The 19,717-nt window shown below is 65.6% G+C and carries 15 protein-coding genes; 6 read left to right on the forward strand and 9 right to left on the reverse strand.

The genetic code is table 11. From position 1 onward, the window contains the following. Positions 1–135: 135 nt before the first annotated feature. The 4 genes from XaplCFBP3123_RS08430 to XaplCFBP3123_RS08445 form a co-directional block, all read right to left on the reverse strand. Entirely contained in the window at positions 136–1,251 is a 1,116-nt protein-coding gene (locus XaplCFBP3123_RS08430) for a polyamine ABC transporter substrate-binding protein (protein WP_104533627.1), read from the reverse strand. Positions 1,252–1,457: 206 nt separating this feature from the next. Further along, entirely contained in the window at positions 1,458–2,834 is a 1,377-nt protein-coding gene (locus XaplCFBP3123_RS08435) for an aspartate aminotransferase family protein (protein ID WP_104533816.1), read from the reverse strand. Between the two features lie 201 nt (positions 2,835–3,035). Continuing rightward, a complete protein-coding gene (locus XaplCFBP3123_RS08440) occupies positions 3,036–4,421 on the reverse strand; it encodes a glutamine synthetase family protein (protein ID WP_104533628.1) in 1,386 nt (461 codons plus the stop codon). 6 nt (positions 4,422–4,427) lie between these two features. Then, positions 4,428–5,183: a gamma-glutamyl-gamma-aminobutyrate hydrolase family protein gene (locus XaplCFBP3123_RS08445; RefSeq protein WP_104533817.1), complete on the reverse strand. Its 756-nt coding sequence runs from the start codon at positions 5,181–5,183 to the stop codon at positions 4,428–4,430. Positions 5,184–5,472: 289 nt separating this feature from the next. On the opposite strand from XaplCFBP3123_RS08445, the gene XaplCFBP3123_RS08450 reads away from it, so the two are divergent. From XaplCFBP3123_RS08450 to XaplCFBP3123_RS08460, 3 genes are all read left to right on the forward strand, one after another. Then, complete coding sequence (locus tag XaplCFBP3123_RS08450; protein WP_104533818.1) at positions 5,473–6,852, forward strand: glutamine synthetase family protein; 1,380 nt, start codon at positions 5,473–5,475, stop codon at positions 6,850–6,852. Next, complete coding sequence (locus XaplCFBP3123_RS08455) at positions 6,852–8,168, forward strand: NAD(P)/FAD-dependent oxidoreductase (RefSeq protein ID WP_104533629.1); 1,317 nt, start codon at positions 6,852–6,854, stop codon at positions 8,166–8,168. The genes XaplCFBP3123_RS08450 and XaplCFBP3123_RS08455 overlap by 1 nt, the downstream gene beginning before the upstream one ends. Positions 8,169–8,263: 95 nt before the next feature. Continuing rightward, positions 8,264–9,562, forward strand: coding sequence for a diguanylate cyclase (locus XaplCFBP3123_RS08460; protein WP_172453160.1), 1,299 nt, complete (start codon positions 8,264–8,266; stop codon positions 9,560–9,562). A 46-nt stretch (positions 9,563–9,608) separates the two neighbouring features. Here XaplCFBP3123_RS08460 and XaplCFBP3123_RS08465 read toward each other — a convergent pair whose 3' ends face one another. Then, positions 9,609–10,913 (reverse strand): MFS transporter, encoded by a 1,305-nt coding sequence (locus tag XaplCFBP3123_RS08465; RefSeq protein ID WP_104533631.1) that lies wholly within the window; start codon positions 10,911–10,913, stop codon positions 9,609–9,611. A 291-nt stretch (positions 10,914–11,204) separates the two neighbouring features. On the opposite strand from XaplCFBP3123_RS08465, the gene XaplCFBP3123_RS21195 reads away from it, so the two are divergent. Then, positions 11,205–11,567: a hypothetical protein gene (locus XaplCFBP3123_RS21195; RefSeq protein WP_146091303.1), complete on the forward strand. Its 363-nt coding sequence runs from the start codon at positions 11,205–11,207 to the stop codon at positions 11,565–11,567. A 134-nt stretch (positions 11,568–11,701) separates the two neighbouring features. Here the strand turns inward: XaplCFBP3123_RS21195 and XaplCFBP3123_RS08470 are convergent, their stop codons facing one another. Genes XaplCFBP3123_RS08470 through XaplCFBP3123_RS08485 form a run of 4 tightly spaced genes read right to left on the reverse strand, consistent with a single transcriptional unit; the run spans position 11,702 to position 16,849 of the window. Then, positions 11,702–11,983: a hypothetical protein gene (locus tag XaplCFBP3123_RS08470; RefSeq protein ID WP_172453161.1), complete on the reverse strand. Its 282-nt coding sequence runs from the start codon at positions 11,981–11,983 to the stop codon at positions 11,702–11,704. After that, on the reverse strand, positions 11,973–14,321 hold the full coding sequence (locus XaplCFBP3123_RS08475) for an FdhF/YdeP family oxidoreductase (RefSeq protein ID WP_104533633.1): 2,349 nt from the start codon (positions 14,319–14,321) through the stop codon (positions 11,973–11,975). Before XaplCFBP3123_RS08475 ends, XaplCFBP3123_RS08470 begins: the two co-directional genes overlap by 11 nt. Then, on the reverse strand, positions 14,318–15,163 hold the full coding sequence (gene fdhD / locus XaplCFBP3123_RS08480) for a formate dehydrogenase accessory sulfurtransferase FdhD (protein ID WP_104533634.1): 846 nt from the start codon (positions 15,161–15,163) through the stop codon (positions 14,318–14,320). The genes XaplCFBP3123_RS08475 and fdhD overlap by 4 nt, the downstream gene beginning before the upstream one ends. A gap of 6 nt (positions 15,164–15,169) precedes the next feature. Beyond that, a complete protein-coding gene (locus XaplCFBP3123_RS08485) occupies positions 15,170–16,849 on the reverse strand; it encodes an OFA family MFS transporter (RefSeq protein ID WP_104533635.1) in 1,680 nt (559 codons plus the stop codon). 519 nt (positions 16,850–17,368) lie between these two features. Between XaplCFBP3123_RS08485 and XaplCFBP3123_RS08490 the strand changes: the two genes are divergently transcribed. Further along, positions 17,369–18,226, forward strand: a complete 858-nt coding sequence (locus tag XaplCFBP3123_RS08490; RefSeq protein WP_104533636.1) for a plasmid replication/partition related protein — start codon at positions 17,369–17,371, stop codon at positions 18,224–18,226. Positions 18,227–18,389: 163 nt separating this feature from the next. Next, entirely contained in the window at positions 18,390–19,694 is a 1,305-nt protein-coding gene (locus XaplCFBP3123_RS08495; RefSeq protein WP_104533637.1) for a DUF445 domain-containing protein, read from the forward strand. Positions 19,695–19,717: the final 23 nt, after the last annotated feature.

Consider the following 19,717-nt stretch of genomic DNA (forward strand, 5'->3'; position numbering starts at 1 on the left):
CGAAGGCGGCGCAACCATACAATTATTTGAACCGCCCGGTACAGATTGCGTGATGACCGTAGTCAGCGCGCGCTCGGACTTATGAGCGAGCGCCCGGCAAGCGCTCGTACAGGAATCGAGAAGCGACTGCAGCCGTCAGCGACCGGTCTTGATCTCGGTCCACAGCCGCGTATACAGCCGGTCCACCTCGGGCGGATTGATCGCATAGGTGAACATCTTGGCGGTCACCTCCGGCGGCGGGTAGATGGTGGGGTCGTTGCGGATCGCCGCGTCCACCAGCGGCGTGGCGGTGCGCACCGGGTTGGCATAGTGGATGAAGTTGCTGTTGGCCGCGGCCACGTCCGGCTTCAACAGATAATTGATGAAGGCATAGGCGTTGTCGGGGTGCTTGGCGTCCTTGGGAAGGGCCAGCATGTCGAACCACTGCGGCGCGCCTTCCTTGGGGATCGCGTAGGCCACCTTGATGCCGTTACCGGCTTCCACCGCGCGGTCGCGCGCCTGGATGATGTCGCCCGACCAACCCACCGCCAGGCAGGTGTTGCCGTTGGCCAGCGAGGTCACGTACTGGCTGGAATGAAAGTTCTGCACATACGGGCGGATCGTCTTGATCAGCGCGGCGGCCTTTTCGATGTCGGCCGGTGCGCTGCTGTGCGGATCCAGGCCCAGGTAGTTGAGCGCGATCGGAATCAGGTCCGAGGGCGTGTCCAGCAGGGTCACGCCGCAGTCCTTCAATCTGGACAGGTTTTCCGGCTTGAACACCAGATCCCAGCTGTTGGCGACCTCGGTGCTGCCGAAGATCGCCTTGAGCTTGTCCACGTTGTAGCCGATGCCGGTGGTGCCGATCATGTACGGCACGCCATAGGCATTGCCCGGATCCTGCGCGGCAATGCGCCGCATGATGTCCGGGTCCAGATTGGCCAGATTGGGGATCTTGCTCTTGTCCAGCGACAGGAACACGCCAGCCTGGATTTGCCGGCCGAAGAAGTTGAGCGTGGGCACCACCACGTCGTAATCGCTGCCACCGGCGAGCAGCTTGGTTTCCACCATCTCGTCGCTGTCGAACACGTCGTAGGTGACCTTGATGCCGGTGCTTTTCTCGAACGCGGGAATGGTGTCTTCGGCGATGTAGTCCGAATAGTTGTAGACGTTGAGCACCTTGGCCTGCGCCTCGGCACCGCCGGGTGCATTGCTGCCACCGCAGGCGGCCAGCAAGGTGGTGGACAGCGTCAGGGCGAGCAGTCGCAGCGTCATGCGGGTCTCCAGAGCAGCGATCAGGGCGGGCGGTGTGCGGCCGGTCGAAGGTGCAGCCTACCCATGGTGGTTCTGTTTGCACAGCGTGGCGTGGCGGAACCCAACCGCACGCACCCGGCAGGCGGGCGCCGCCGGTGCCGGAATCGCGTATGCCCGCCGCACTTGGCAGGTGTGCGCAACCGGCAAAAGCGAGAGGCGCATGGGACTTACATTGCGCCGACGCCCAGCGCCTGCGCGGTATCGTCCAGCGCCGCCCAGGCCTTGTCGAACAGCTCATCGACCTGTTCGCGGGTGATGATCAACGGCGGCGACAGCAGCATTGCATCGTAAGTGGCACGCAGGATCAGCCCGCGCCGCAGCGCGAAATCGCGGCACAGGGCACCAACCCGACCGCGTTCGGGAAAATAGACGCCGCGCTGGCGTTTGTCCGGTACCAATTCCAGTGCCCCGATCAGCCCGACGATACGCGCCTCGCCGACCAGCCGGTGTTCGCCCAGCTCGGCCCAGCGCTGCGCCAGATACGGCGCAATGTGGGTGCGCGCGCGCTCCGCGATGCCCTCGTCCTGCAGCAGGCGCAGGTTCTCCAGCGCCACGGCCGCGCAGACCGGATGCCCCGCATAGGTGCCGCCATGCGCCAACTCCCCGCCCTGCGCCTTGAGCACTCCGGCGACGCGATCGTTGAACATTGCCGCGGCCAGCGGGATATAGCCGGAGGTGATGCCCTTGGCCAGCGTCATCACGTCGGGCTGGAAGCCGAAATACTCCGCACCGAACCAGGCACCGGTCCGCCCGAAGCCGCAGATCACCTCGTCGGCCACCAGCAGCACGTCGTAGCGCCGGCAGATGCGTTCGATTTCCGGCCAGTAACTGCGCGGTGGGATGTACACCCCGATCGCGCCCATGATCGGTTCACCGATAAACGCCGCCACGTGCTCCGGCCCAAGCTGCAGAATCCTGTCTTCCAGGCGACGGGCCGCCAGCAGCCCGTAGGCCTCGGGATCCATCTCGCCGCCATCGCCGAAGTGATACGGCGGTGCGATGTGGTGAATATCCGGAATCGGCAAGCCCCCCTGCTTGTGCATCCCGCGCATGCCACCCAGGCTTGCACCGGCCATGGTGGTGCCGTGGTAACCGTCGTGACGGCCGATGAAGATGCGTTTCTGCGGCTGCCCCTGCACCGCCCAGAAATGCCGCACCAGCCGCAGGATGGTGTCGTTGGCTTCCGACCCGGAGTTGGCGAAGAATGCATGATTCAGATCGCCCGGCGTCAGCTCCGCCAGCTTGGCGGCGAGATGGATGGTGGGTTCGGTGGTGCACTGAAAGAAGCTGTTGTAGTAGGCCAGCTGTTCCATCTGGCGCGCCGCCGCCTGTGCCAGCTCGGTGCGCCCGTAGCCGACATTCACGCACCACAAGCCGCCGAACGCATCCAGCAACTTGTTGCCCTGTGCGTCCCAGACATACACGCCCTCGCCGCGGGTCAGGATGCGCGTACCCTTTTCGGCCAATGCCGCGTTGTCGTTGAACGGATGCAGGTGATGGGCGGCATCGAGCTGCTGCAGGGTTTTCAACGCGGTGGGGTGCACGGCTTGCTCCGGAAGGTGGCTCACGCCAGTGGCGCGAATGCAGTGGCGTTACGAAAAGCAGCTGGCGCAAAACGCATCGGACGCCAGCAATGCACGTGGGTCTAGACCATCGCCAGACGACCTACCCTCATCCGCCCTTCGGGCACCTTCTCCCGAGGGGAGAAGGGAACGGCGCGGCACGCTGCACCGAGCGCACACGCCTTACACATTCAACAACAGGAACTCCCGCTCCCACGAACTGATCACCCGGAAGAACGTCTCGTATTCCTTCCGTTTCACCGAGATATAGGCGCGCACGAAGCGCCGCCCCAGCATGTCCTGCAAGGCCTCGCAGCGCTCCAGCCCGTCGAGCGCCTCGCCCAGCGAGCGCGGCAGATCGTAGCCCTGCTGTTTGCCGTTGCTGCTGATCGGCGCGGTCGGCTCGAGCTGCTCGCGGATGCCGAGCAACCCGCAGGCCAGGGTCGCTGCCATCGCCAGATACGGATTGGCGTCGGAGCCGGCAAAGCGGCTTTCCACCCGCATGTTCTGCGGCACATCGATCGGCACGCGCAGCCCGCAGGTGCGATTGTCGAAGCCCCACAGCACATTGCTCGGCGACACTTCGCCGAACATCAGCCGCCGGTAGGAATTGACGTTGGGCGCCAGCAGTCCCATCGCCATCGGAATGTATTTCTGCAGGCCACCGAGATACTGCGCGAAGGTGTCGCTGAAGCCGCCCTCGCGTTTGCCGCTGAACACGTTCTTGCCGGTGCCTGCATGCAGCAGGCTCTGATGGATATGCATCGCACTGCCCGGCTCGGTCTCCATCGGTTTGGCCAGAAACGTCGCATACACGCCATGCCGCAACGCGGCCTCGCGCATGGTGCGCTTGAACAGGAACACCTGATCGGCGCGCGAGAGCGCATCGGCGTGGGTGAAGTTGACCTCCAGCTGCGCGGCGCCGGATTCGTGGATCAGCGTATCCACGTCCAGTTCCATCGCATCGCAGTAGTCGTACATCAGGTCCAGGATCGGGTCGAACTCGTTGACCGCATCGATCGAATACGACTGCCGCGCCGTCTCCGGCCGACCCGAGCGCCCGGCCGGCGGCAACAACGGAAAATCCGGGTCGGTGTTCTTCTGCACCAGGAAGAATTCCAGCTCCGGCGCCACCACCGGTTGCAGCTTGGCTTCGGCATAGGCATCCAGCACCCGCCGCAGCACATTGCGCGGGGCAAGCTCATGCGGTTGGCCGTCCTTGGTATAGCAATCGTGGATGACCTGCGCGGTGGGATCGGCCGCCCACGGCACCATGCGCACGGTGGACGCATCCGGGCGCAGATGCATGTCCGAATCCGATGGCGAGGTCAGCTCGTAATAATCGTCCGGGAAATCGCCGGTGACGGTGGTGGCGAAGATGCCTTCCGGCAGGCGGGTGCCGTAGTCGTGCGAAAACTTGTCCGCCGGAATGATCTTGCCGCGCGCGTTGCCGGTGATATCCGGCACCAGGCATTCGACCTCGGTGATGTGGCGGTCCTTGAGCCAGCGACGCAGTGCGCTCTCGGGCTGCTTGGGCGTGGATGTGCGCGAACGTGTGCGGATGGACATGCAACCTCACTGACCGCGTCGGGCGGCGTATTGGCGACAGGCCTCGCCGAAGGCCTGAAAGATGGCACGGTAGAACGGATGCTGTGTGACACGCCACTCCGGATGCCACTGCACTGCGAGCAGAAAGCCCGGCCCGGGGCCGCGAAACGCTTCGATCAGGCCATCCGGCGCGGTCGCCTCGATTAGCAGGCCGTCGGCCAGGCGCGCAATGCCCTGCCCGTGCAGCGAGTTCACCATGACCTGCGCGCTGTCGCTCATGCCGGCCAGCAGGCCGCCGGCATGCAGCTGCACCGGATGCGCCGGGCCGTACTGCGTGTCCAGCGGCATGACACGGTCCTCGCGGTGATCGGCCAGACCGGGCACGTCATGCACGCGTTGATGCAGGCGCCCGCCCAGCGCCACGTTGACCTCCTGCAACCCGCGGCAGATAGCCAGCACCGGCAGGCCGCGCGCAAGCGCCTGCGGGATCAGTCCGAGGCTGGTGGCATCGCGCGCCGGATCGTGCGGATTGCCCTCCCAACTCGGCTCGTCGCTGTAGTGATGCGGCTCCACATTGCTCACCGCACCGGTCAGCAACAGGCCATCCAGGCGATCCAGCCACGCGCCGGCATCCAGCGTGGGCTGCAGGCTCGGCAACAGCACCGGCATCGCCCCGGCCGCGTCCACCACCGCGCGGATGTATTTCTCGCCGGTGGCCAGAAACGGATGCGGGCCTTGCTGGATGCGATCGGTCGGCAACCCGACCAGTGGAAAGACAGTCATGCGGATCTCCCGGTTGAACGCGGCTGGCATCACGCGTGCGCTCGCGATCAGGCAGGCGCCGGCACTATGCAGGACACGGGTGGAGCGCAGCTGGCGTCTTGCGCGTCGCCTGCATCCGTCCGACTGCGACGACGCGTCAGCGTGTGTTCGCCACGGGTTGATGGGGTGCGTCGTGGATGCCTGCGAACTTACCGTGCGGCCACCTGCATTGCCAGGGTGCAAAAGCGCACGGCTGCGAAAGATCACGTGCGCTTTGCTAGTCTGAGCGGCGACCTTGCAGGTGGTGCCCATGGTTTCCGAGAACTCCGTCGCGTGCTTGCCCGCCACCGATGCCGCCACGCTGGCGCGGATCGATGGCTGCGAAGCGGTCGACCTGCTGTTGCCCGACACCAATGGCCTGCTGCGTGGCAAACGTGTGACAGCCGAGGTCCTGGGCAAGATCTATCGCGACGGGGTGTGCCTGCCGATGTCGCTGATCGCCACCGACATCACCGGCAATACCGTCGAGGAAACCGGGCTGGGCTATGCCATCGGCGATGCCGATCGCATCTGCCGGCCCATTGCAGGCTCGCTGCGTCCGGTGCCGTGGGCACCGAAGCCGATGGCGCAGCTGCTGCTGGCGATGCATCAGCCTGACGGCAGCGTGTTCGAGGTCGCACCGCGCGCGGTCCTGCAGCGCGTGCTGAACCGCTTTGCCGCGCTCGGCCTGACCCCGGTCACTGCGGTGGAACTGGAGTTCTACCTGTTCGACGCGGTGCCCGATGCGCAGGGGCGTCCGCAGACGCCGCGCGACCCGCAGACCGGTGCGCGCAGCGACAGCACCCAGGTGTATTCGCTGCAGGATCTGGACGACCAGCGCACGTTCACCGATGCGGTGACTGCCGCCTGCCGGCAACAAGGCATCCCGGCCGACACCGCCGTGGCCGAATACGCACCCGGCCAGTTCGAAATCAACCTGCAGCATCGCGCCGATGCGGTGGCCGCCTGCGACGAGGCGATCCTGCTCAAGCGCACCATCAAGGCGATTGCGCAGCAGCAGGGCAAGCTCGCAAGCTTCATGGCCAAGCCATTTCCCGGCCAGGCCGGCAGCGGCCTGCACCTGCATGTGAGCCTGCTCGATGCCGACGGGCACAACGTGTTCGCCGGCAGCGCCGCTGCACCTGCCGACCGCCTGCGCCATGCCATCGCCGGCCTGCAACGGCACGCGGACGCCGCGTTGCTGATGTTCGCACCGCATGCCAACAGTTACCGCAGGTTCGTCAGCAACGCTTTCGTGCCACTGGATGCGAGCTGGGGCTTCAACAACCGCACCGTGGCGCTGCGCATCCCGCACAGCGATGCACGCAACACCCGCATCGAACACCGCATCGCCGGCGCCGACGCCAACCCATACCTGGCCGCCGCCGCCGTGCTCGCCGCCATGCTGGACGGCCTGCAACATCCCGGCGAGCCCACCGCGCCGGTCACCGGCAATGCCTACGCGCAATCGGTGTTCCGGCCGCGCACCTGGCAAGGCGCAGTGGATGCATTCGGCGCCAGCGACTTCGTCGGCGCGCAGCTCGGCAGCCAGTTCCAGCACGTGTTCGGCCAGCAGAAGCAACGCGAACTGCTCGACTACCAGGCGCTGGTGCCGGATCTGGACTACGCCCGGTACCTGCGGACCGTGTGATGGACGGCCCGGCCCCATCGCTGCCGCCTACCGATTTGCCGGGCAACGGCTATCCCGACAGCTGGTACGCCCACAGCACGCCGGCCTTGCCGGAGCAACCGCGCCTGCAGGGCGTCGCACGTGCCGATGTCTGCATCCTCGGCGCCGGCTACACCGGCCTCACCGCCGCCCTCGCCCTGGCCGAGGCCGGCTACTCCGTCATCGTGCTGGAAGCCAGGCGCATCGGATGGGGCGCCTCCGGGCGCAACGGCGGCCAGGCCATCGTCGGCTACGGCTGCGAGCAGGAAACGCTGGAAGCGCTGGTCGGCGAGGCCGACGCGCGGCTGCTGTTCGACTTCTCGCGCGACGGCATGCGCCTGCTGCGCGCGCGCATCGAGCGTCATGCCATCGCCTGCGACTGGCGCGACGGTCACGCCCACGTGCCGCTGAAATCGCGCCAGGCGCAGGCCTTGCAGCACGGCATCGTGCGCATGGCCGAGCGCTACGACTACCCACTGGAATGGTGGGACCGCGCGCGGACGCGGCAGGTGCTGGACAGCCCGCTCTACCTGGGCGCGATGTTCGACCCGGCCAGTGGCCATCTGCATCCGCTGGCCTATGCGCTGGGCCTGGCGCGCGCAGCGCTGGCGGCCGGCGTGCGCATTCACGAGGCCTCGCCCGTCTTCCGGCTGCAACACGGCGAGCGCGTGACGATGCATACCGAGCAGGGCAGCGTCAGCGCCAACTTCGGCGTGATCGCCGGAAACGCCCTGCTGCGGGGCATTTCTACATCGCTGGAACGCCACATCATGCCGGTCGGCACCTATGTCGGCGCAACGCCGCCGCTGGGCGCGACCCGCGCGCGCGCCCTGATCGCCAACGGCATGGCGGTCGCCGACACCAACTGGGCACTGGATTATTACCGGCTCAGCGCCGACCACCGGCTGCTGTTCGGCGGACGCGCCAGCTACTCATCGCGCCCGCCGCCCGGCCTGGATCGGTTGATGACCCGGCGCATGCACACGGTGTTCCCGCAACTGCACGACGTACCGCTGGAAACGCTGTGGGGCGGCTATGTGGACATCTCGCGCAATCGCGCCCCGCACTGGGGACGGCTGGCGTCCAACGTGTATTTCGCCCAGGGATTCTCCGGGCATGGCGTCGCCGCCACCGGACTGGCCGGCCAGATCATCGCCGAAGCCATCGCCGGCCAGAGCCGGCGGCTGGATGTGTTCGCGCGCATCCCGCACCGGCCTTTCCCCGGTGGGCGGCTGCTGCGTACCCCGCTGCTGGTGGCTGCGATGAGTTGGTACCGGCTGCGCGATGCGTTGTGGTGAGTCGTGTGCCGTCTTGGGCACTTCGAGACGCGGCGCTCAAGTTTTGGCGAGCAGGGCCGTTAGCGTTATGACGGTTCGATCCGCACGGCCAGCCGATGTCCCCAGGTACGCTACATCGCAATAGTGAAAGCGCAGTCCTGCCGCAACGCGTGTTGCTGGTGGAGAACTCGCGCACATTCACCAGCATGCTGCGCGAAGCCATCGAGCAACGCGTGGAGCTGCCGGTCACGGTCGTGTCGACCCTGGCAGAAGCCGCCCGTGTGCTGGACGAAGAAGACGGTTGGTTTCTGGTTCTGACCGGCCTGGTGCTTGTGGACGGCGACCGCGACAAGGTCGTGGAATTTTTCCTCTCGCGCAAACTGCCCACCGTGGTGGTCAGCGGCGTCTACGACGAGGATCTGCGCCAGCGCGTGCTGCAGCAGCAGATCATCGATTACGTGCTCAAGAACGCGCCCGGCAGCATCGAGTATCTGGCGTGGCTGGTCCAGCGCCTGGAGCGCAATCGCCGCATCGCGGCGCTGGTGGTGGACGATTCCCTGTCCGCACGGACCTATACGGCCGCGTTGCTGTCGATGTACGGCTACCGCGTGGTGCTGGCGGCCGACGGCGCCGCTGGCCTGCAGGCGATCGAGCGCGATCCCGGCATCCGCCTGACCATCGTCGACCAGGAAATGCCCGGCATGGAAGGTGTGGAATTCACCCGCCGGCTGCGTGCGATCCGTTCGCGCGACAAGGTCGCGGTGATCGGCATTTCCGGCAACGGCGACTCATCGCTGGTCCCGCGCTTCCTGAAGAACGGTGCCAACGATTTCCTGCGCAAGCCGTTTTCGCGCGAAGAATTCTTCTGCCGCGTGTCGCAGAATGTGGACCAGCTGGAATTGATCGGCACGCTGCAGGACCTGGCCACCCGCGACTTCCTCACCGGCATGCCCAACCGGCGCTATTTCCTGGAACAAAGCCAGCGCGTGATCCCCACCCTGTTGTCGCAGGACCAGACGGTGACCGCGGCGATGCTGGACATCGACCACTTCAAGCACATCAACGACACCTGGGGCCACGAGGCCGGCGACCAGGCGCTGCGGGCCGTGGCCGCATCGGTCTCCAGTCATGCGCGGCCGCAGGATCTGGTGGCGCGTTTCGGCGGCGAAGAATTCTGCCTGCTGGTGCCGGGGCTGGATGCCGCCAACGCCACCAGTTACTTCGAAACGCTGCGCGAACGCATCAGCGCGCTGCGCGTGCGGATCGGCGACGAAACCCTCAGCATGACGGTGAGCATCGGCGTGTGCATCGCCACCGAAGACGGCCAGTCGCTGCACCATCTGTTGGGCGAAGCGGACAAGTATCTGTACCTGGCCAAGGCCGGCGGTCGCAATCAGGTGCGTCTGGCCAGCTGAGCCGCGTCGGCTCCGCGGTAGCGCGCGGATGCGCGCGCTGCGCTGACTAGGTTGAAATCGCCGATGCCGAACGACGCCGCATCGAACGTGCGGCCATCAACGCCAACAGGCTCAACACCGCAGCGCCGCCCAGATACTGCCCGACCGCCTGCACGCCATAGCGTGCGGCCAGTTGCGTGGCCACGTACGGCGCCGGCGCTGCCCCCAGGATGCTGGCCAGGTTGAACGACAGCGAGGCCCCGGTGTAGCGCACCTCGGTGGGATACAGCTCGGCCAGCAACGTGCCGCAGGGGCCGTAGGTCAGGCCCATGAAGAAGAACCCAAGCCCCAGAAATGCCAGTACCTGCAGCGGGTGATTGGCCTGGAACAGCGGCGCGAACGCCAACCCGAACGCGATGATCGCAACACTGGCCAGCATCATCGCCAGCGGCGCACCATGCCGGTCGCCGAACCTGGCCGAGAGCGGAATGCCGATCGCGAAAAACACGATACCGGCCATCTGCAACAACAGGAATTGCTCCTTGTCGTAGCCCAGGGTCTTGGTACCGTAGCCCAGCGCGAACACTGTCATCAGATAGAACAGCACGAAAGTGGCGAATGCGCCCAGCGTGCCGATGACCAGCGCCGGCCAGTGCTGCGAGATCACCGTGCCCAAGGGCAGGCGTACGCGCGTCTTGTGGTCCAGGGTCTTCTGGAAATCCGGCGTCTCGGTGATGCTCAGGCGCACCCACAGACCGGTCAGCACCAGCAACGCGCTGGCCAGAAACGGCACCCGCCAGCCCCATTGCATGAACTGCGCATCGTCGAGCACCGCGCCCATGCCGAGAAAGGTGCCGGTGGACAGCAGAAAGCCCAGCGGCGCACCCAACTGCGGAAACATGCCGTACCACACGCGCTTGCCGGGCGGTGCATTTTCGGTGGCAAGCAGCACGGCTCCGCCCCACTCGCCCCCCAGACCCAGGCCCTGGCCGAAGCGACACAACGCCAGCAGTGCTGGTGCGAACACGCCGATCTGGGCGTAGCTGGGCAGCAAGCCGATCGCCACGGTGGACAAGCCCATCGTCAGCAGCGCCGCCACCAAGGTGGCCTTGCGCCCGATCCGGTCGCCGAAGTGGCCGAACACCGCCGAGCCCACCGGCCGCGCGACAAAGGCCACCGCAAACGTCGCCAGCGACTGCAGCATCGCCGCACTGCCATCGCCCGCCGGAAAGAACAGGGTGGGAAACACCAGTACCGCGGCGGTGGCGTAGATATAGAAATCGAAAAACTCGATGGTGGTGCCGATCAGACTGGCGAACAACACGCGCGCAGGCGAATTGACGGGCGTGGCAAGCGGCGCAGCTGCAGTCATCTGTTGTCACCATCCAGAAAAACAAGGTGATGGATTGTCGCAAATCCGGCACAGGTTTTTGCGAAGGCGCGATAGCGCTATGTACGCAAAGATGAAAGAGGACGCAACGCACACTCGAAAGACATCTTTGCGGAGACGCATCCGAAAAGTGGACAGCACTTCGGCCTCACAAGGTCAGCGGACTAGATGGACGACATAGGATCAAAGACGCAGAGAATATTCGCTTCAAGCTGTGTCGATGTGGGAATTTCGCATGCCAGATCCAGAACCAGACCACGCCCAGAGGTTAAAATGAAATATAAATATACAAATAAAACACTAGCTGCCTGCGGCCTTGCTCTACTCGCTGCCATCAGTGCGCAAGCACAGGCTGCCCAGCATTACATCTCAATCGGCACTAATCCCGGGCAGGGATATCATGCCCATGCAGAACTGAAAACGGCAGATGGCCGCTTAATCTATACATGGGACAAGGGGCGTGACGGGAAACAGAATATTTACTGGACCTACAACTACGGAAATGACAACGCCCGCATCGAAATGCTGATCACAGTAAACGGAAAAGGCCACACTTTTAAATATGCACCTGCGAACGGTAACATCTGCATTGAATTCAGCGAAGGACTTCCATATGGGGTAGCATGCTCAGGTTGATCGCTCTAGCCGAACAGCCTGCTGTGGCATCGCGCTGGAATGATATGAAGTAGCGGACGACGACAATCGCCTGATTGCATAGGCACCGCAAACCCGCGCATGACACGCAAAAAGCGCTCGGCGGGCCATCGGCATCACGGCTGACAAGGCGATCGAGTGCCTGGCTCTTGGCGTAGCCAGGCAGCGTGACCGGTGGGCGTCAGCACGGCAAATTGCCGCTCACCGCGCTCTTCCACACGGATCCAGCCCGGGCCGGGCTGACCATGCAGGTTGGCACTGCCCAGCCAGGCCAGCGTGCGCAGCAGCACGCTCATCCGCACGCCCAGTTGCTTGCATAGCCGTGCCAGCGACACGCCATCGGGCGTGTCGGCCAGCGCGGTGAGCAGCTGCGCGGTGAGTTGCGGATCAGCGGACAAGCACGGCCCCGATATCGCGTGACGCGGCATCGGCGGTTTCGGCGCGATGCGGCAGCACGATCACCGGAATCGACTTGGAGGTCGGCGTGCGCGCTTCGTCGGCGAAGCTCGACAGCGGCACCAGCGCATTGGTTTCCGGGTAGTACGCCGCCAGACAGCCGCGCGGAATGTTGTAGTCCACCAGCAGGAAGCGGCGCGCCTCGCGGTGCACGCCGTCCTCGCACAGGCTTTCCAGGTCCACCCAGTCGCCGGCCTTCATGTTCAATGCCGCAATGTCGGCGCCGTTGATGAAGAGCACGCGGCGCTCGCCGAACACGCCGCGGTAGCGATCGTCCAAGCCGTAAATGGTGGTGTTGTACTGATCGTGCGAGCGCGTGGTGGCCAGCGTGAACACCATCTGCCCGCTGTGGCTGCGACGTGCGCGATGGATCGGGTTGTCGGTCGGTACCGCGTGCGGCTTGAACACCGCGCGCTTTTCGGGTGTCACCCACTGGCGATCGCGCGCGGTATTGGACAGGCGGAAGCCGCCCGGCACACGTACGCGCTGATTGAAGTCGGCAAAATCGGGGAACACCTGGGCAATCAGGTCGCGAATGCGGTCGTAGTCGCCCACCAGCCAACGCCAGCGGATCGCACTGCGCGCCCCCAGCGTCGCCTCGGCCAGGCGTGCCACGATCGCCGGCTCGGACAGCAGGTCCGGCGAGGCCGGCGGATTGATGCCGGCCGACAGGTGCACCATGCTCATCGAGTCTTCCACCGTCACGCCTTGCGAGCCGGCGTCCTGGATGTCGATTTCGGTACGGCCCAGGCACGGCAGGATCAGCGCATCGCGGCCATGCACCAGATGGCTGCGATTGAGCTTGGTGGTGACATGCACGGTGAGTTCGCAATTGCGCAGCGCGCGATGCGTGGCATCGGTATCCGGCGTGGCGGCGGCAAAATTGCCGCCCATCGCGAAGAACACCTTGCCGCGCCCGTCCAGCATCGCCTCGATCGCACCGACGGTGTCGAAACCGTCTTCGCGCGGCGGCGCAAAACCGAACACCGTCTGCAACTTATCGAGAAACGCGGCCGGCGGCTTTTCGTAGATCATCATCGTGCGGTCGCCCTGCACGTTGCTATGCCCGCGCACCGGGCACACGCCCGCGCCCGGCCGGCCCAGATGGCCGCGCAGCAACAGCAGGTTGGTGATCATGTGGATGGTGGCCACCGAATGCTTGTGCTGGGTGATGCCCATGCCCCAGCAGGCGATCACGCGCTCGGCGTTGAGATAGAGTTCGCCGGCCTTGCGCAACGCCGCTTCGTCCAGTCCGGACTCTTCGACGATGGTGTCCCAGGATTCGCCATGCACCTCGGCAGCGAAGGCGTCGAAGTTGGCGGTGTGGGCATGGATGAATTCCAGATCCAGCAGCCGCGGCGTGCCATCGCGCTGGGTCTGCGCGTCGCGCTCGAGCACATGCTTGATGATGCCCTTGACGGCGGCCAGATCGCCGCCGATCTTGAGCTGGAAATAATCCGAGGCGATGCGCGTGGAGCCGTTGTGCAGCATCTCCAGCTTGTCCTGCGGGTCGGCGAACTTCTCCAGGCCGCGCTCGCGTAGCGGATTGAATGCCGCAATCGCCGCGCCGCGCTTGGAGGCCTGACGCAACTCGCCGAGCATGCGCGGGTGATTGGTGCCGGGGTTCTGGCCGAAGATGAAGATCGCATCGGCCAGTTCGAAGTCGTGCAGCGACACCGTGCCCTTGCCCACGCCGATCTGCGAACGCAGCGCGGTGCCGGACGGCTCGTGGCACATGTTGGAGCAGTCGGGGAAGTTGTTGGTGCCGAACTCGCGCACGAACAACTGATACAGGAATGCCGCTTCGTTACTGGTTCGCCCGGAGGTATAGAAGATCGCCTCGTCCGGCGATGCCAGCCCGTTGAGATGCCCTGCGATCTGCGCAAACGCCGCGTCCCAGCTCACCGGCACGTAATGATCGGTGGCCGCGTCGTAACGCATCGGCTGGGTCAGCCGGCCCTGCCCTTCCAGCCAGTAGTCGCTGTACTGCGACAACAGGCTGACGCTGTGCGAGGCGAACAGCTCCGGCCCGGCGCGGCGCGCAGTGGACTCGGCCGCAACGGCCTTGGCGCCGTTCTCGCAGAACTCGAAGGTGGAGGTGTGATCGCGGTCCGGCCAGGCGCAACCGGGGCAGTCGAAACCGTCCGGCTGATTGGCATGCAGCAGCGTCTTGGCGCCCTGCACCGCGATGTCCTGCTCCATCAGGTGCTTGGCGACCGAGCGCAATGCGCCCCAGCCGCCGGCGGGATTGTCGTATTGCTGGATGGTCTTCTTGCTCATGCGGGCTCTCCCACGGCGACGCCCAGATCCAGGCGCTGCGGATGGCTGTAAACGACACAATCGTGATCGCGGGCAAACCCGATCAGGGTCAGTCCCGCACTGTCGGCCAGGCTGATCGCCAGCGCGGTCGGTGCCGAAATCGCTGCGAGCAGCGGGATCCGGGCCTGCGCGGCTTTCATGGCCATTTCGTAACTGGCGCGGCTGGTCACCACCGCAAACCCTTGCGATGCATCCACGCGCGCGCGCGCCAAGGCACCGATCAACTTGTCGAGCGCGTTATGCCGGCCGACGTCTTCGCGCACGCAGTGCACCACACCTTGCGCATCGGCCCAGCCGGCGGCATGCACCGCACCGGTCTGCGCGGCGATCGGCTGCCGTGCATGCAGCGCATCCAGCGCACGCGCCAAGGCTTCCGCATCGATCTGCAGCGACGACTGCAGCACCGGCGGCACACGCAGCACCGCTTCGATCGATTCGTTGCCGCATACCCCGCACCCGCTGCGTCCATCCAGATTGCGCCGCCGCCGGTCCAACGCGGCGGCATGCTCGGGCGGGATCTCGATCTGCAGCGAGGCGCCTTCCAGAAAGGTCTCCACCGCCACCACGCGCAAATCTTGCGGCTGCTCGACGATGCCCTCGCTCAGCGAGAACCCGAGTGCGAAATCCTCCAGATCTTCCGGCGTGGCCATCATCACCGCGAACGGTACGCCGTTGTAGTGGAAGGCGACCGGCATTTCGGCCGCCACCATGTCCTGCACCGTGGCCTTGCGGCCGCCGCGGTGGCGGACGACCGTGCGCACCACACTGCCGGCGCGCACGGAACGGGAAGACGAAGTGGTCATCTCACCTCAATGAAACAGCACGAAGGCTTTCTGCAGCGTGACCCAGATGCCCCAGGACATCGGCACGCCGACCGCCAGCCAGGCCAGCGCGACCAGGGCGGGATTACCGCCGTGTCCGATGCGCGCCATCTGCTCCGGCGGCAGCACCGCCTTGCCGCTGCGGTCCACCTTCTCGTGCGCCAGCTGCTTTTCGCGCGCCAGTTCGTCGGGCGTCATGAAATGACGCGCGTCCACCGGACGCACCAACAGGTTGCAGATCAGACCGAGCACCAACATGCCGGCGAGGATGTACATGGTGGTGTTGTAGACCTGTGACGGCGGGCTGCCGTGGGCCAGCTGGTACTCGCGCATGTAGCCGACCACCACCGGTCCGAGAATGCCGGCGGTAGCCCAGGCGGTCAGCAGACGGCCGTGGATGGCGCCGACCATCTGGGTGCCGAACAGGTCGGCCAGATATGCCGGGATGGTGGCGAACCCGCCGCCGTACATCGACAGGATGATGCAGAAGATGCCCGCGAACAGCGCGATGCCGCCCACGCCGCCGGCCGACGGCGCCGCCGCATACAGGCAGATACCCAGCACGAAGAACAACGTGTAGGTATTCTTGCGGCCGAGCTTGTCGGACATGCTGGCCCAGAAGAAGCGGCCGCCGATGTTGAACAGGCTGAGCAGGCCGGTGAAGCCTGCCGCGATGGCCGCGATGCTGGCCAGCTGCGCCGTATCCAGGCTGCCGAAGCCGACATCCACTCCGATCAACCGGCCGCCGAACACTTCCTGCAGCATCGGCGAGGACATGCCGATCACGCCGATACCGGCCGACACGTTCAGGCACAGCACGCCCCACAGCAGCCAGAACTGCGGAATGCCCCAGACCTTGCTCACGTGCACGTGGTTGGCGGTGATCATGGCGTTGTTGCTGGCCACCGGCGCGGTCCAGCCGGCCGGGGTCCAGCCGCTCGGCGGCACGCGGTAACCGAACGCGCCGGCCATCATGAAGACGACGTACAGCGCCGCCATCACCAGGAAGGTTTCCATCACGCCCACCGAGGTCGGCGTGGCGAAGTGACGCATCAGCGCATCGGCAAGCGGGCTGCCGATCATCGCACCGCCACCGAAGCCCATGATCGCCATGCCGGTCGCCATGCCGCGACGGTCCGGGAACCATTTGATCAAGGTCGACACCGGCGAGATATAGCCCAGGCCCAGACCGATACCGCCGATCACGCCCGAGCCCAGCCACAGCATCCAGATCTGGTGGAAATGGATGCCTGCGGCCGAAATCACCAGCCCGCCGCACCAGCACAGCGCCGAGACCACACCGGCCTTGCGCGGGCCGGCACGTTCCAGCCAGCCGCCCCAAATCGCCGCCGAGCAGCCAAGCAACACGAAGAACAGCGTGTACATCCACTGCAACTCGCTGATCTTCCAGTCGCAGGTGGTGGCGACCATCCGTGCGAACAGGCCCATGTCGGCCGGGCACGCGATCGCTTCGGTGATGCCCAGCGCCTTGGACAGCGGCAACCAGAACACGCTGAAGCCATAGGCCATGCCGATACACAGGTGGATCGCCAATGCGGCCGGCGGTACCAACCAACGATTGAATCCCGGACGCGCGACGATGCGCTCCTTGGACAGCAGGCCGGCGTCTGCGCCGTTGGCGCTCGCCACGGTGGACCCTCGTGTCATTCCCGTTCCCCTAAAAAGTACGATGAAGGGTGTCCGGAGCGCCTGCCAAGACGACTGCGCGCAGGCGGTGTCAGTGGCCCCGAATACGATTGATGGCTGCGATCGATGGACGTGTTGCGATAAGGGCAGCGGCGACTACCAGGCCCAACTGGCACGCGTCGGGCGCATCATCGGCGATCGTTGAAGCTTTGCAATGCTTCTACGCGCCCCGCAGCCAGTCAAAACCCCCTCATGGCCCGCGCCGCAAGGCGTTCCCACAGCTTAGCGGCCGACGCTGCGACTAATTGACTAGTCCATGCGGATCGGCGCGTGCAGCTCCGGAAATCGTGCTCGCCGTCGCGCTTAGCCGGGGTGACGGCCGACGCGCGGTGAACGTACGGTCGGACGCTCCCCAGCGTCCGCCATGACGACGAGGGCACAGGCGCCCGCGTGTAACGCCCGCGCGCAGCGCGGTCAAGCGCGCAAAGCCGCAGCAGGCTCACTACAATGCCGGCCCCCGCACTTCCCCGCAGTTGCCGTATGAACATCGTTGTCAAAGAAGAACTCAAGGCCTACATCGACCCGCTGACGCCCGACGAGCACGAGGCACTGGAACGCAGCCTGCTGGCCGAGGGCTGCCGCGATGCGCTGGTGCTGTGGGGCGATGTGCTGGTGGATGGCCACAACCGCTACGGCATCTGCCAGAAGCACGATCTGCCGTTCCAGACCGTGCAGAACCCGCGCTTCCAGTCGATGCAGGACGTGCACCTGTGGATGATCGAGCAGCACCTGGGCCGGCGCAGCGTGTCGGACTTCCAGCGTGGCGTGCTGGCGCTGCGCAAGCGCGAGATCCTGGCCGCGCGCCAGCGCAGCCAGCGCGACGCCGATGCTGCTGCGGAGGCGCCGGCGGTTGCCGGCGATGACCAGCCCGCCGCCGGCATCGAGCACGGCCCCGTACAGGCCGCCGCCGACAGCGACAGCCCGCCGTGGGAAGAGAGCTCCACCCCGGTCAGCCGCGCCGAACTGGCACGCGAGGCCCGTCTGAGCAACAACCAGGTGGTGATGATCGAGCGCATCCACAAGCAGGCCGCCCCGGAAGTGGTGCAGGCGGTCAAGGCCGGCGAGATTTCGATCAGCGCTGCCGCTGCCGTGGCCACCTTGTCCGAGGACGAGCAACGCGCCGCCGCGCAGGCTGGCAAGGCCGAGCTCAAACAGGCTGCCAAGCGCGTACGCGACGCCAAGCGCAAACCCAGGCCCGACGAGGCTGAAAGCGGCGAAGCCGAACGCCGCGATGTGAAAGCCCTGCAACGCCGCGTCACCGAACTGGAAAACGAAAACACCGCATTGCAGGCCAAGGTAGCCGCGCTGCAATCGCAGCTGGAGCGCCTGCGCGGCTGAGTGTGCGCCCGGTCGCCTGCCAGACGCTTCAACCACCGTAGGAGCGCACCCGGGCGCGACGCGGCTGTCCCGGTACCGCCATCGCGCGCAAGCGCGCGCCTATCGAACCGACCACGTTCCGCCGTGGACATGCCCTGCTCCGGCGACTGGGTACACTGCGCAGATGGAACCAAGCGTTAGCACTCCCCGCCCCGTCGATCCCCGTCGTGCCCAGCTGCAGCGCATGAAGCTGTTGGCGGTGGCCCTGCTGCTGGCCATGTTCGCCGGCTTCGTCGTCAGCCACCTGATGGGCGAACAAGGCGTCTGGGCCTGGGTCTCGGCCTTCTGCGAAGCGGCCACGGTCGGCGCACTGGCCGACTGGTTCGCAGTGGTGGCCTTGTTCCGCCGCCCGATGGGCCTGCCGATTCCACATACCGCCATCCTGCCGCGCGGCAAGGACCGTCTGGCCGATGGCCTGGCGGTGTTCGTGCGCGACCAGTTCCTCGCCCCGGATGCGCTGATGGAAAAACTGCGCGTGTTCGACCCGGCCAGCCGCCTCGGCGAATGGCTGGCCAAACCCGCACAGGCGCGCATGCTCGCGCAGATGGCGCGCAGCTGGATGCTGCAGGCGCTGGAGCTGCTGGACGAGGCTGCGGTGCGCCGCGCGATCCAGCGCTTTGTGGTCGACCGTCTGCGCAAGTGGAATGCCGCCGCCACCGTCGGCGATGTCATGGCGCTGCTCACCACCGATGGCCGGCATCAGAAATTGCTGGACGAGGTGCTGCTGCGCCTGGGCGAATGGCTGGATCAGGAACAGGTCAAGACGCGCGCCTCGGCGTTGATCGTGCGTTACGCGCGGCGCGAGTGGCCCAAGCTGGTCGGCACGGTGAACTGGGTCAAACCGATCGAAGAGATCGGCGACAGCCTGGCCGACCGCATGGCCCGTGCGGCGATCGAGGAGTTGCAGGACATCCTCAAGACGCCCGAGCATCCAATCAGGCTCGACTATGAAGCGTGGCTGCAACGCTACATCGCGCGCCTGCGCGACGAGCCGGCAATGGCCGAGCGCGTGGAGGAACTCAAGCAACGGGCGATCGAACATCCAGCCTTGCAGGACTACGTGCAAGGTCTGTGGGGCGAGATTCGCGATGCACTGCGCAACGACCTGGCACGAGAGGAATCGTCAATGGCTGCGCACATGGAGCGCTCCATGCAATCGCTCGGCCAAGCCTTGTCGCAGGACCCCTCGCTGCGTGAAGCGCTCAACCAGCACATGCTGCAGGCTGCCGACAAACTGACCACGCGGTTGCGCGCGTCGGTGACCGACCATATCGCGTCGACGATGAAAAGTTGGGACGAACGTCACCTCGTCGAACAATTGGAATTGGGTGTCGGACGCGATCTGCAATACATTCGGTTCAATGGAACGTTGGTGGGCGGACTGATCGGTCTTGCCCTTCACGCATTATCGATCTGGCTGGCGTTCTGATGCATTGGCAATGACGTTGATCG

The organism is Xanthomonas arboricola pv. populi, from assembly GCF_002939945.1.
Classification (GTDB): domain Bacteria; phylum Pseudomonadota; class Gammaproteobacteria; order Xanthomonadales; family Xanthomonadaceae; genus Xanthomonas; species Xanthomonas arboricola_A.